This window comes from Pseudomonas sp. BF-B-15 (genome assembly GCF_019946675.1).
Taxonomy (GTDB): Bacteria; Pseudomonadota; Gammaproteobacteria; order Pseudomonadales; family Pseudomonadaceae; genus Aquipseudomonas; species Aquipseudomonas migulae.
This window is the reverse complement of record NZ_JAGYFZ010000141.1, coordinates 1-12,223: the sequence shown is the minus strand read 5'-3', so window position 1 is coordinate 12,223 and position 12,223 is coordinate 1. Positions and strand designations below refer to the sequence as shown.

Annotated in this window: 12 protein-coding genes; 4 read left to right on the top strand and 8 right to left on the bottom strand. The window is 61.6% G+C overall.

Annotation, left to right across the window (positions count from 1 at the left end):
- Window positions 1-151 precede the first annotated feature (151 nt).
- Genes KGA97_RS27335 through KGA97_RS27320 form a run of 4 tightly spaced genes read left to right on the top strand, consistent with a single transcriptional unit; the run spans window position 152 to window position 5,777 of the window.
- Window positions 152-1,498 carry a hypothetical protein gene (locus tag KGA97_RS27335; protein WP_008043629.1) on the top strand — a complete coding sequence of 449 codons (1,347 nt, stop codon included), beginning with the start codon at window positions 152-154 and terminating at the stop codon, window positions 1,496-1,498.
- Between the two features lie 35 nt (window positions 1,499-1,533).
- A complete protein-coding gene (locus tag KGA97_RS27330) occupies window positions 1,534-3,783 on the top strand; it encodes an Ig-like domain-containing protein (RefSeq protein WP_223481843.1) in 2,250 nt (749 codons plus the stop codon).
- A 59-nt stretch (window positions 3,784-3,842) separates the two neighbouring features.
- Window positions 3,843-4,304, top strand: a complete 462-nt coding sequence (locus tag KGA97_RS27325) for a curlin (protein WP_223437528.1) — start codon at window positions 3,843-3,845, stop codon at window positions 4,302-4,304.
- Between the two features lie 27 nt (window positions 4,305-4,331).
- Window positions 4,332-5,777: a curlin gene (locus tag KGA97_RS27320; RefSeq protein WP_223481842.1), complete on the top strand. Its 1,446-nt coding sequence runs from the start codon at window positions 4,332-4,334 to the stop codon at window positions 5,775-5,777.
- A 1,089-nt stretch (window positions 5,778-6,866) separates the two neighbouring features.
- On the opposite strand, the gene KGA97_RS27315 is transcribed toward KGA97_RS27320, so the two are convergent.
- From KGA97_RS27315 to KGA97_RS27280, 8 genes are all read right to left on the bottom strand, one after another.
- Entirely contained in the window at window positions 6,867-7,724 is an 858-nt protein-coding gene (locus KGA97_RS27315; protein WP_008034033.1) for a CsgG/HfaB family protein, read from the bottom strand.
- 30 nt (window positions 7,725-7,754) lie between these two features.
- On the bottom strand, window positions 7,755-8,189 hold the full coding sequence (locus KGA97_RS27310) for a curli assembly protein CsgF (RefSeq protein ID WP_008043342.1): 435 nt from the start codon (window positions 8,187-8,189) through the stop codon (window positions 7,755-7,757).
- Complete coding sequence (gene csgE / locus KGA97_RS27305; protein ID WP_008034030.1) at window positions 8,186-8,575, bottom strand: curli production assembly/transport protein CsgE; 390 nt, start codon at window positions 8,573-8,575, stop codon at window positions 8,186-8,188. Before csgE ends, KGA97_RS27310 begins: the two co-directional genes overlap by 4 nt.
- Window positions 8,572-9,111 (bottom strand): type II secretion system GspH family protein, encoded by a 540-nt coding sequence (locus KGA97_RS27300; protein ID WP_223437524.1) that lies wholly within the window; start codon window positions 9,109-9,111, stop codon window positions 8,572-8,574. The genes csgE and KGA97_RS27300 overlap by 4 nt, the downstream gene beginning before the upstream one ends.
- On the bottom strand, window positions 9,086-9,460 hold the full coding sequence (locus KGA97_RS27295) for a type II secretion system protein (protein ID WP_192228729.1): 375 nt from the start codon (window positions 9,458-9,460) through the stop codon (window positions 9,086-9,088). The genes KGA97_RS27300 and KGA97_RS27295 overlap by 26 nt, the downstream gene beginning before the upstream one ends.
- Before the next feature lie 4 nt (window positions 9,461-9,464).
- Window positions 9,465-9,938, bottom strand: a complete 474-nt coding sequence (locus KGA97_RS27290) for a type II secretion system protein (RefSeq protein ID WP_008043347.1) — start codon at window positions 9,936-9,938, stop codon at window positions 9,465-9,467.
- A 2-nt stretch (window positions 9,939-9,940) separates the two neighbouring features.
- Window positions 9,941-11,779 (bottom strand): secretin N-terminal domain-containing protein, encoded by a 1,839-nt coding sequence (locus KGA97_RS27285; protein ID WP_008043349.1) that lies wholly within the window; start codon window positions 11,777-11,779, stop codon window positions 9,941-9,943.
- On the bottom strand, window positions 11,776-12,223 hold a 448-nt coding region (locus tag KGA97_RS27280), incomplete at its 5' end, for a hypothetical protein (RefSeq protein WP_223481841.1). The genes KGA97_RS27285 and KGA97_RS27280, both read right to left, overlap by 4 nt.

The following is a 12,223-nucleotide window of genomic DNA, read 5'->3' as shown; positions in this document are numbered from 1 at the left end:
GTTCGTCTGGTATCCAGGCAACGCGTAATAGCGAAACGCTGTAATGCCGGGCCTCTGCCGGCCGTTTTCAACGATTGGTACGGAAGTTGCCGACTCCCCCGTCAACTGACCCACCCCCCCAAGGGGCAGGTCTCTGATAGAGGGAATACTCATGCACCCTTTACTGTCCAAAACCACGATCGCCCTGGTCGTGTCCGCTCTGGCCCAAGGCGTCGCCCAGGCAGCGCTGTTTGCTGTCGACCCCGGCCCCTATGTTCCCGCCAACGGTAACTTCGCTTCCTGGTATCAGGACACCCACGGTCGAACCCTCGACTTGTGCCTGTCCAAGGCCGTCAGCTCCAGAGTTCCGAGTGCGCCCGGCGCACCGTCCTACATGTGCCTTTTGAATCCGAATCCCGGCATTTTCGATGACACTCAACCCATCGTTTTCCCGACCAACTTCCCCGACGAAGCGTTCTGGTTCACCGGCGACGGATCCATCGTCGATGCCGCACGGGGCATCGACCTGACCTATGTCAGCGCCGTTGAAGCCGCGTTCAGTGGTGGCGACCCGCTGGAAGGCGACCAGGTCAGTTTTGGCCGTATCCGTATTCGGGTCGACGTGCCCACGGCAGGCACCTATGTCATCACCCACCCTTACGGCGTCGATGTCTTCAACGTCGATACCCCCGGGCGCCGCGCGATCAACATGACCCGGGACATCGGCATCGGCTCGCCGAAAACCTACGACGGTGCGCTCAAAGCGGACATCGGCCCCTTCCTGCGCAGCCTCAACGGCCCTTACGTCGAGCCCAACCCGGTTACCGGTTCAACCGACACGTTCGTGGGCGATCCGAACCTGGAAGAGGCTTTCACAGGCAGCCCTTTCAATACCAACTACATCCGCATTGAAGGGCCTAACGGACTGGACTTGCGCACGACGGTGATGGCCATTTCCGGCAAATTATCGACGCTCGTTCGCCCCACTCCGATCATTGCCGAACGCAGCACCTATTCGCGCACAGCCGGCGCCAGCGCCCCGGTGGCCCACCAGGATGTTTTCGTCATGGCCCCGCCACCACCGGCCACCGTGACCCTGGACAGCAACACCCCGGTGTTGAACCTGATCGAGGCCAACACCACCGGCCACTGGTACGCCCAGTCAGCCACCAACCCGACGTTGCCGAGCAGCTTGCTGGTGACGGCCGACAATCATCTGGCCATCCCTACCAGCACGCCAACCTCCTTGTCCATGCCGCTGACCGACCTGGTGGTGATTTCACGGGCCGAGTACAGCCTGAGCAGCGGGCAAATCACGGTAGTGGCCTCGACCAGCGATGAAACATCGCCGCCGATTCTCACCGCCACCTCCGGCACGGGTGTCGCCATCGGCGCCCTCAGTGGCAGCGGCGCAGAGAAATCCCTGTCGACCGGCATCTCGCCGATTCCACCGGCCAAGGTTCAGGTGACGTCATCCAATGGCGGCAGCGATACCGAAGAAGTGGTCATCGTGCAATGAACGCTCTCATGCCCAGATCCGCATCAGGAGGCATCATGAACAAGTGGCCACGCTTCGCGCTCAAGGCGCTCGGGCTGACTCTTTCGCTGTCCGGCAGTGCGTTCGCGCAACTCAATGCCGTCGATACCGGCCCCTACACTTTCGCCACAGGGAAATTCCCCATGTGGTATCAGGACAGCAACTTGCTGTCGCTGGAACTGTGCCAGTCACGGGCTACCAGCACGCGGGCACCGGGTGCTCCTGGCGCCCCCGCCTATATGTGCATCCTGAATCCGGAGCCCGGCATTTTCGACGACACCCTGCCGATGGTGTTCCCGGATAACTGGCCACCGGAAGCGTTCTGGTTCCTCGCCGAGACCAGCATCAACGATGTTGGAGGTTATGGCGTGGATGCCTACGTGGCCGGGATTGAAGCGGCGTTCGCTGCGGAAAACCCTGTCGACGGCGATCAGGCCAGCTTCGCGCGGATTCGCATGCGGGTGAACATACCTGTCGCGGGCACCTACACCATCACCCACCCGTACGGCGTGGAAACAGTCAACGTCACCACACCGGGCCGCCGGGCGATCAACATCACCCGCGACATCGGCATCGGCGCACCGGGCAACTTCGCCGGGGCACTCAACGGGGAGGTCGGGCCATTTCTGCGCAGCGTCAACGGGCCGTACACCGAAGTGAATCCGGACACCGGCGCCATCGAGACATTCGTGGGTGATCCGAACCTCAGCGAAGCGGTCACCGGCAGCCCGTTCAACAATAACTTCCTGCGTGTCCAGGGTCCGGCCGGGACCATTCAGACCAACCTCTTTACCGTGTCCGGCAAAGTCCTCGACAGCCGTGCGCAAACCCCTGTGGAAATCGGCCGCGCCACTTACCGCCGCCTCCCGACAGGTCCGGGCACGAGCAGTACCCGGGTCGAAGTCTTCGGCAAATCGGCCATCAGTTCGAGCCTGTGCTTCCGTGAAACCGTGCCTCTGGTTCCCGGGCCACCGCAATCGCCCTGCCTGGTCACCATGCTTGGCAACAACACCGGTCAGTTCTTCGGCCATCGTTTGACAGGCAGCACGGTTCCTCCGGTGGTCGTGGTCACCGCGACCGACCCGAGTGGCACCAACCGGCCAACGGCAGTGTCGAGCAAAGTCACCGACATCGTGAAAATCCAGACCGCACGCTACAACTGGAGTAATCACAGCCTGCTGATCGAAGCCACCTCGTCAGACGAAGTCGTGGTGCCGGACATGGTCGCCCAGGGCTTCGGACGGCTGACGAAAACCGGCACCTTGCAACGCCTGAGCGTTGCCGATCTGTCGCAGCCACCGGCCAGTGTCACGATCAAATCCGCCGCCGGCGGCAACGACACCGAACCTGTGGTGGTGATCGGCACACAACCGAACAGCGGTGAAAACGAGGCGCCGCTGGCCGTTGCCGACACCGGCAGCACCAGCTTCGGGGTGCCGATCACCCTCAACCTGCTGGCCAACGACAGCGACCCGGACGGCAACACGCCATTGAGCATCGTCGCGCTGACCTCACCGGCCGCCGGGCAAGGCACCGTGGCGATGAGCGGCACGACCGCCGTGGTCTACACACCGCCCCCCGTAGTCACTGCGCCGCTGACCACGACCTTCACCTACAGAGCTCAAGACATCAAAGGCCTGGCCTCGGTCACTCCGGCGACCGTGACCATCACCGTGGCGCCTAACCGGCCACCGGTGGCCGTCGCCGACAGCGTCGCAACCCTGGGCGTGGCGATACCGATCAGTGTGCTGGCCAACGACACCGATCCGGAAGGCAACGTGCCGCTGGCGGTCGCCAGCTTCACGCAACCACCGAACGGTCGCGGCAGCGTCAGCAGCAACGGTACGGTGATCACATACACCCCACCGGCCAACTTCACCACGGCGTTCACCACGACCTTCACCTACTTCGCCCGGGACAGCTTCGGCGCCCAGTCGACGGCACCGGCGACGGTCACCGTGCAAGTCTCGCCACGGCCACCGGCAGAAACCTTCACGGTGACCACGGCAACGGTGTCGGCACGCTCCAACAACCGCTTCACCTGGGACTTCGCGGGCACCTCATCGGTGACCACCGGCAACGTCGTCACCATCCGGGTGAGCACCCCAACCGGGTTGGCAACCCTGGGCACTGCCACGGTGGCGGTGACCGGTCGCTGGCGGCTGACGGTGAACAACACCACCACGGTGATTCCATCGGCGAACCCGACGGCCACCATCACCTCGTCCCAAGGCACCGTGCGCACCGTGACGGTGATCTCCAACTGAGCCTTGGCCCCATCGGTCACGTGGCCGATGGGGCTGGCCTCTTGCGAAAGGACATTCTCATGAAAACGTCGACCGCCGCCCTGCTCTGCCTGCTTCTGCTCTGCAGCAGCGCGGGCGTGCGCGCCGACGATCTGATGGAGAACGATGACCTGGGCCCCGGCACCGACCTCGGCGAGTTGCCACCGCCGGTTGGCCAGCACGCGCGGATCGACCAGAACGGCCAGGCCAACGTGGCGCTGCTGCAACAGAACGGCCAGTCGCTGCTCGGCACCATCGTCCAGTCGGGGAGCAATCAGGAAGCCTACATCCTGCAACAAGGCAGCGACCTGATGGCAATGATCACTCAGCAAGGCTCCGGCAACTCGGCCTCGATCACCCAGACCGGCAGCCAGAACCGCGCGCAGATAGCCCAGAACGGCAATAACAACGACGCCAGCATCGACCAGGCCGGCACGGGGCTTTCCAGCGCCGTGACCCAATCGGGAAACGGCATGAGCGTTTCAGTCAAACAATACCGCTAAAGCACCGCACCACATGGAGGTTTCATCATGTTCAAACTGACGCCCCTCACCGCCGCGATCCTGGTCATTGCCAGTGCCCATGCGTTGGCCAACGACAGCATTTCCACCCAGGACCAGGTCGGCACCGCCAACATCGCCAATGTGAAACAGACCAAGGCCCCCTACAGCACCGCCACCCAGCAGCAACTCGGCGAGGGTAACGATGCGGCCGCCGTGCAGGACTCGGCCACCAGCACCATCGACCAGAACCAGGTCGGTGAATACAACGCCGGTTACGCCGAGCAATTGTATGAAGACAACAGCACCATCACCCAGAAACAGACCGGCAGCTTCAACACCAGCCATGCCAGTCAATCGATCGGCGCGGGCGGCGGCGAAGTGCTGCAACAACAGGAAGGCAGCGGTAACTTTTCGTTCGTCTATCAGGACAGCCAGGAGGGCACTTCCGGTCAAACCTTCCAGTACGGCGACAGCAATGAAGCCAACATCGAGCAGATCCAGCCCGGCATCGGCAACATGGCAGTGATCATCCAGTACGGCACCACCAACTACGCCACCGCCGAACAGATCAACCACATGGGCGGCCAGATCGACATCAACCAGTCCGGCGCCAACAACTATGCCTACGGCGACCAGCGCAACGGCGACGGCGGCAACCTGACCATCAACCAGAACGGCGACGGTAACGGCACCGAAATCTGGCAAGACGGGCAAGCGGGCAGCACGGCCTCCGTCGACCAGATGGGCGAGACCAACGAAACCGTGGTCGACCAGAGTTTCGGCGAAAACAACACCGCCCAGGTCTTCCAGGTCGGCAACCTCAATGCGATCTACGCCGACCAGTTCGAGTCCACCGGCTCGACCCTGGCGCTGTACCAGACGGGTACGGGCAACGTGCACTTCACCTATCAGTCCGGCGAAGGCCATTCGCTCACCGCGACGTCGGTGGGTAGCGACAACAAGGTCTACGCCAGCAACTGGAAAGGCCCGCAAAAAGGTGGTCAATTTGGCAGCAACCAAAGCGCAACCATCACTCAGAACGGCAAGGAAAACATTGCCAACTTCACCCAGGACGGCGTCGGCCACGTCATGACCACCAGCCAGACCGGCATGGGCAACAAAACCATCGTCAGCCAGGCGGAGAACTACAACGAGCTGTACTTCGATCAGAACGGCACCGACAACGTCCTCATCGCCGACCAGCGCGGCACCACCAACCTGGTCGAGGGCAGCAGTAACGGCATGAACAACCGTAGCGAATTCGACCAGTCCGGTACCAGCAACCTGGCCTCTACCAGCCAGTGGGGCAACGATAACAAGATCACTCTGAAACAGACCGACAGCATGAATGTGGCGTATGTGACCCAGAGCGGGATCGGGAACATTGCCAATGTTGATCAGAGTGGCGTGACGCAGATGGCGACCATTCAACAGGTGGGTATGGATAACCAGGCGACGGTGTTGCAGCAGTAATTGCAGGGGTATAAAAAACCGCGGATCTTGAGGGGGGCGCGGTTTTTTTGTGGCCTGCTTTCTGTAGGAGCCAGGCTTGCCGGCGAAGGCGTCTTGACAGGCGACGATTATCTTTCAGGTGTACATATCCATTGCTGCGGTAACGGCCACTATGGGTTTCGCCCTTACGGCGAGTCACTTGGAGAAGCGCCAAGTAACCAAGCGCTCTTGCCCCTTTCGTTCGGTGCCTCGCCTAGGCTCGGCATGCCCTCGCTCCGGTCCTGCTCCGTGGGCCCGCCGCCATCGGCCATCCCTGGCCGGGGGCGGCTAACCCGGCATCCATGCCGGGTTGCCCACTGCGCAGAACCTCCACTCGGCCTCTCGAGGGGGCGCTCAGATCAAAAGCGGAAGGCGAGCTAACGCTCGGCCTGAAGAGTGCTGGAAATCAAAAGCAAATGCAGATCCCTGTAGGAGCCGGCTTGCTGGCGATGGCGGTGGGTCAGTCGACGCATTTATCGCCTGAAAGGACGCCATCGCCAGCAAGCTGGCTCCTACAAGGGAAATGCATATGTGTTGGATAAATACGATCCCCTGTAGGAGCCGCCCGCAGCAAGCCGGCTCCTACAGGGGGTGGGGGCATTCGTGAGTGAAGGGTTGGCTGCCAAGCCGCCTTCGCGAGCAAGCATCGCTCCTACGAAGAGCCAAGCAACGCACCCGCCCTTCACCACTCATCAGGCCGAGCGTTAGCTCGCCTTGCGCTTTTGATTTTGATCTGCCCGCCCCTTCGGGAGGCCGAGTGGAGGTTCTGCGCAGTGGGCAACCCGGCATGGATGCCGGGTTAGCCGCGCACGGCCATGGATGGCCGATCGCGGCGGGCCCACGGAGCAGGACCGGAGCGAGGGAACGCCGAGCCTTAGCGAGGGGCCGGACGCCGGGGCGAGACCTTTTGGTTCCTTTTGGGGCGTTTGCCAAAAGGGACTCGCCGTAAGGGCGAAACCACAAGTGGCCGTTACCGCAGCAATGGATATGTACACCCGAAAGAAAATGGTCGGTCATGAGGCCGCCATCGCCGGCAAGCCGGCTCCTACAGAGTTCCGGGTCTGGCCTCGGTCACTCTTCTTCAGGCACCACCTTGTTCTGGGTCAGATACCGGTCAAGCGTCTCACCGCTCTCAGGCGAATTATCCCCCGCCACCTGCCACAAACGCCGCTCGATCCCCTGCGCCAGAAGATGCCCCACCGCCGCCTCGATCGCCGACAACACACACAACTGCGCCGGCTCGTTCGTGGTGTAGCCAACCTCCGCCTCAAGCAACTTCTTGAACTCGATAAACTTGAACACCCCGGCACTACGGCCCACGGAGTAAATCGTCTTGCTGGTCATCACATTGGCCAGCACCTGCCCACTGCGCACATCCACCGCCCGCAGGTTCACCGTGACCTGATCCACCCGATACTCCCGGGAAATATCGATCCCCAGGTAACGCGCCCCTTCCCCGCCGCTTTTCACATTGGTGTCGTACGCAATAATCCCGCCCTCAAGCATCATGTTCGCCGCTTGCAACGGCGGCAGTTCGCCCTGGATATTCACCGGCGTGTTCGGTTTTTTCTGCGAGGCGCGGATAATCTTGCGTTCGGTCAGCAGGTTCTGCAGCCCCTCCCGTTCCAGCACCACAAACCAGCCGCTGGCCTGCAACGCATCCATCAGCATGCTCGCTGCGCCTTGAGTGACGCTGGTAGAAAACGAACTGGCCGGGGTCGGTTTGTATTGCCCGGTCTGGTCGCGAAAACCGTACACCACCGCCATCAACCGGCCCTTGGGTCGTGGCATGTTGATCAAGTCGTAGTAAGTCGAAGCCCTCGGGGTCAGCGTCGGGGTTTCGGTGTCCTGCTCAGCCCCGATCGGCTCGCGCAGACTGCACCCCTGTAACGCCGCCAACATCAGCCCTAGCACCATTATTCTTTTCATATCCTTCCCTCCCCATCAACCCGGATCCCTTCAAGGGGCCAGGCCGCTCACCTGAATTTCGGAGACTTCACCGGTCGCTCGGTCGGTCACGACGATGGTCAATTGGCCGGAGTCGTCGACCACGTTGACGATAAAAGCGTCGGTGGTCAGGCTCCCGGTGTTGCCCGCGGAAATGTTGTCCAGCAACTGCCCTAGCAACCGCGACTGCAACTGACTGGAGAACCGCTCCAGCGCCGAAGTGCCGGCCGCGGCGGTGCGTTTTTTCAAGTCAGGATCGTCGTAATCGTTTTGCGCCTGGGCGTTGTTGAGCAGCCAGGTCCCGTTCAGCGGGTTGCCGCCAAACGAGGGGTTGATGGGCGTGTAGACCAGCTCGGTGGCCTGGACCAGGCCACAACTGCCGAGCCCGACCAACCAGATGCCTGCCCTTGAAAACAGGCGGTGCTGCGAGAACGTTGTGGTTTTCATAGTTCGTCCCTCTCAAGGTCCGTTGTGTCCTGCAACAAGGCTTCCAGCTTGCGCTGGACGATCTGCCCGCGGACCCAGTCGGCGGCGTCATAGGCCTCTTCCTTGAGTTCCACGGTGTTCGGCGGCAAAAAACGCCGGTAAACCAGACGCTGCTGATATTCCACAGTGACCAGGGCGCCCCACCGCGCCGAAGGTCGTTCGCGTACCACCAGGTTGAAATCCATCGGGCTGGTGGCGCGCAGGCGTTCACTGAACGAGTAGTAAAAGTCGTGACCGATGTGCGAGATCGTGTCATCGACGATGAACCCCATCATTTCGTCCTCTTCGCCGGCCGTGGCGGCAGCAGACGCCAGCATCAGGATCACGGCCACGCAGAATCGATTCATGGCTGCAACGCTTCGGGCGATTGTGACTGGCCCTTGGCAGGTCCCGATGTGCCCTCGAGAAAGGCTTTCTCGGCCACGAACTGCCAGTCCTTGTAACTCGCCATACCGGCAAAATCCGACCACTGAGAGGGGAAGTCCGCCTGCTTGAGCGGCGTGTCCGTGGAGGCGCTGTTGAGGCCGGTGATGCGGCCATCGAAACCGCGCATCAGGCTCCATTCTCCGCCGCCGATCGGGTCCGGATACAGCTGCCGGATATGGTGTTTTGGGCTGGGAAAACGCTCGTCCTGCAACAGGTCTACCAGCTCCTTCGGGTATTGCGCCAAGCCTGGTGAACTGCGGTAGTAGCTGCGCAATGCCTGGGCGTATTGCGTGCCGACCCAGAGCAACTGGCGCTCACGATCACGGCGCGAGAGGGTCGACCACAACTCGCCGGCAGTGGCCAGGCCCATGCCCATCAGCATGATCAGGAACAGCACGCCCAGGTAAGTGAAACCGCCCTCGTTCGAAGGTTTACCACTCGGAATAGAGGCTGCCATCACGCGCCCTCCCTGTGGCCCCGCTTTTGATATCGGCGACGCCACCCGGTACGCCGTCCGGTGGTGCGACCATGACCCAGAGGTCCTTGCGTTCGGCAATCGGATCCATCGGCGAGTTGCGCAGGTAGCGTTGTTCCACCAGTTGCTCAAGGGAATCGGGATAACGCCCGGTGTCGCCGTAGTAGTGATCCAGGGCTTCGCGCATCACCGACAGGCTCTGGCGCAGCGTGGTCTCTTTCGAGGCCTCGAGGCTGTTGAAATAACGTGGCAAGGCGATGGTCATCAGGGTTGCGATGATTGCCATGACCACCATCAGTTCCAGCAGGGTAAACCCCTTTTCCCGACGCATAAGCTCACCACTCCCGGTAGGCGATGCCGTTAAGCCCTTTGCCCCGCGCCTGGGAGTAAACGTCAAAGACGTCTTGGCCCTCACGCGGGTTTTGAGCCGTGCTGTCATAGGAGCGCAAACCCCAGCCGCCGTCGTCGTCACGCTTGACCGGCTTCAGCGGGTCATGGGGCACGCGCCGCAGAAAATAAAACTTGGCCCCCTTGGCGCTGCGCACATCGCGCACCCCCTCCACCAACACTTTCAGGTTCGGCGGATAGCCGCTGCTGTTCAGGGACTTCTCGATGTAACCGGCGTCGAATGCGCGTTTGTAAGCGTCGATGGCATCGCGAATCTGGTACAGCGCGGTGCGCAGTTCCTGCTCTTTGCCCCGGCGCACCACTGTCTCGGTCAGCGGCGCGGCCATGCCGGCCAGCAAGCCGATCAGGGCCAGCGTCACCACGACTTCGATCAGGGTAAAACCGCGTTGCGAGGCGCTCATGATCAAGGCTTCTCGATAAACACTTGAGTGGTTGAGGCCGCCACCGGCCGATCGATGTGCTCGTTCTGAATGGGCGGTTCCATCTGCCGGTCCGGTGCCTGAATGCGCATGCTGGTTTCGGTGCCGGTCGGGAATTCCATGTCCGACGGGCTCTGGTACGGCAGGTTGCGCACGATCCGTGGCGTGATCGACAGCACCAGTTCCGATTTGCTGACGTTGTCCTTGTTGCTGCCGAACAACCGGCCCAGGCCAGGAATGTCGCCAAGCCCCGGAATCTTGTTGCCGGTGGCGCCATGGTCGTTGCGCATCAGGCCGGCGAGAATCTGGGTTTCGCCGTCATGCAGGCGCAGGGTGGTCTGGGCGTTACGGGTATCGACCTGCACCGGAATCGTGCCCTGGCGGGTCGGTTCCAGTGGCGTGGCGTTACTCACTTCCAGCGCGATTTTGATTGCCACTTCGTTGTTCAGGTGCACGGTCGGCTGCACTTCCAGCTTCAGACCGACGTCCAGGTAGGTGACGCTTTCGGTGATCACCGGGCCTTGGGTCGACGGCACCGACGTGGCGCTGATGATCGGCACGCGCTGACCAATGTGGATGCGCGCCTGCTCGCGGTTGCTGACACGAATCACCGGGCTGGCCAAGGTGTTGATGTCGTTGTCCTGGGCATTGATCTTGGCTTGCGGCGAAGGCGAGATGGTGATCCGGCTGGAGTCGATGCCTTTCAATTGATCGAGAATCTGCACCGGCGAACCGTCGCCGTTGACCACGCCGAAGGTGTTCGGCCATTGCAGGCCAAGGTCGAGAATCCGTTGGGTGGCAACCTCCATCACCTCCACTTCCAGCACCACTTCGGGGTTGGACTGGTCTTGCGATTGCAGGAGTTTTTCCGCCATGCGGATCGCGTCTTCGGAGTCGCGCATGGTCAGGGTGTTGAGGCGCTCATCGACAAACACGTCGCGGGTCTTGAGCATGGTTTTGATCATGTTCAGCGCGGTGTTGGCATCGATGCTGGTCAGGTAGAAGGTGCGCATCACCAGCTCCTGGTAATCCTTGAGCTTTTGCGGTGAGTCCGGGTAGATCAGCAAGGTGTTTTCGTTCACCACTTTCTGATGCAACTGGTTCTGTTGCAGCAGCAGTTCCACGGCGTCTTCGATGCGCACGTCACGCACGAAGATCGTGGCTTTCATGTCCGGGCGCAGGTCCTTGTCGAAGATGAAGTTCAACCCGGCGACCTGGGACAGCACCTCGAAAATGGTTTTCAGGTTGGCGTCGCGAAACTCCAGGGTCACGGGCCGTTCCAGGCGTGTGCGCAGTTGTGGGTACTGGATGACGTTGCGGCTCTGGACCAGACGGATGTTGCTTTGCAGTTCCAGGGCGCCTTCATTTTTCGGGTCCAGTTCGAGGATCTGTTTGACCTGACGGTCGGCCCCGTAGATGTCGCCGCGACGCAAGTCGCCACGGGCCAGCTCGAGTTTTTCATCGAGGCTGCGCATGTAGTCGAGCTGGCGCATTGCATCCTGGGCACGCCGGTTGTTCGGCTCGATGGTCAGCACCCGGTTGTAGCTGACGCGCGCGGCGGCGAAGTCCCGGTGCGAACGGTCGGTGTCAGCCTCGGTCAGCAGCGCGGTAATCGCCTTGGCGTGGGCGGAGTTGCGGGCCAGGTGCAGTTCGGTATTACGAGGGTTTTCCCGCAGCCCTTCTTCAATACGCGCCAGGCCGGCCTCGTATTGTCCCTGCTCGATCAGCTCGGACGCTTCCTTGTTGGCGACCTGGGCAGAACTGCACGCCACCAGCCCGGCACACGCACAGCAAAAGCTCATCAGCAAACGGGATCTATTCATGGCGTGCTCCCCATAGACAAGGTCTGGGACAAATGCAAAGGCAGGTAGACGAGGCTCAGTTCCACATCGGAAATGCCCACGATCCGCCAGGTTTCGTCGATCACATCCCCTTTGCGTACGACGTATATTTTTTCTCCGCTCAACAAAAACACTTGCTGGTCTGAACGATCATCCATGCGCCCGATAAACTGGAAAGGCATTGGCGGTGCACTGGGGACGGTCACCACCGGGGTCACGTTGACGGGTTGTTCGGTGACGCTGGCGAGCGTCGGTTCAGCCTTCCAGCTGCGGGCGGCGAACAGGTCGCCCGCCGGGCTCAAGTCCTTGATCACAGCGGCTTTGCCGGTGGCTGGCGCGGCAGGCAGGGCACCGCGGGTTTTGCTGTTGGCCGCCGTGGCCACGACGGTGACGGCCGCCTCGCCGTCGTCCGCCGACATCCAGTAA

Bases quoted from the DNA above. Each gene is read 5' to 3' on its own strand.
- KGA97_RS27310 (WP_008043342.1), bottom strand. From the start codon at position 8,189: ATGAAAACCACAACGTTCTCGCAGCACCGCCTGTTTTCAAGGGCAGGC.
- KGA97_RS27330 (WP_223481843.1), top strand. From the start codon at position 1,534: ATGAACAAGTGGCCACGCTTCGCGCTCAAGGCGCTCGGGCTGACTCTT.
- KGA97_RS27315 (WP_008034033.1), bottom strand. From the start codon at position 7,724: ATGAAAAGAATAATGGTGCTAGGGCTGATGTTGGCGGCGTTACAGGGG.
- KGA97_RS27320 (WP_223481842.1), top strand. From the start codon at position 4,332: ATGTTCAAACTGACGCCCCTCACCGCCGCGATCCTGGTCATTGCCAGT.
- KGA97_RS27285 (WP_008043349.1), bottom strand. From the start codon at position 11,779: ATGAATAGATCCCGTTTGCTGATGAGCTTTTGCTGTGCGTGTGCCGGG.
- KGA97_RS27325 (WP_223437528.1), top strand. From the start codon at position 3,843: ATGAAAACGTCGACCGCCGCCCTGCTCTGCCTGCTTCTGCTCTGCAGC.
- KGA97_RS27300 (WP_223437524.1), bottom strand. From the start codon at position 9,111: ATGGCAGCCTCTATTCCGAGTGGTAAACCTTCGAACGAGGGCGGTTTC.
- csgE (WP_008034030.1), bottom strand. From the start codon at position 8,575: ATGAATCGATTCTGCGTGGCCGTGATCCTGATGCTGGCGTCTGCTGCC.
- KGA97_RS27295 (WP_192228729.1), bottom strand. From the start codon at position 9,460: ATGCGTCGGGAAAAGGGGTTTACCCTGCTGGAACTGATGGTGGTCATG.
- KGA97_RS27335 (WP_008043629.1), top strand. From the start codon at position 152: ATGCACCCTTTACTGTCCAAAACCACGATCGCCCTGGTCGTGTCCGCT.
- KGA97_RS27290 (WP_008043347.1), bottom strand. From the start codon at position 9,938: ATGAGCGCCTCGCAACGCGGTTTTACCCTGATCGAAGTCGTGGTGACG.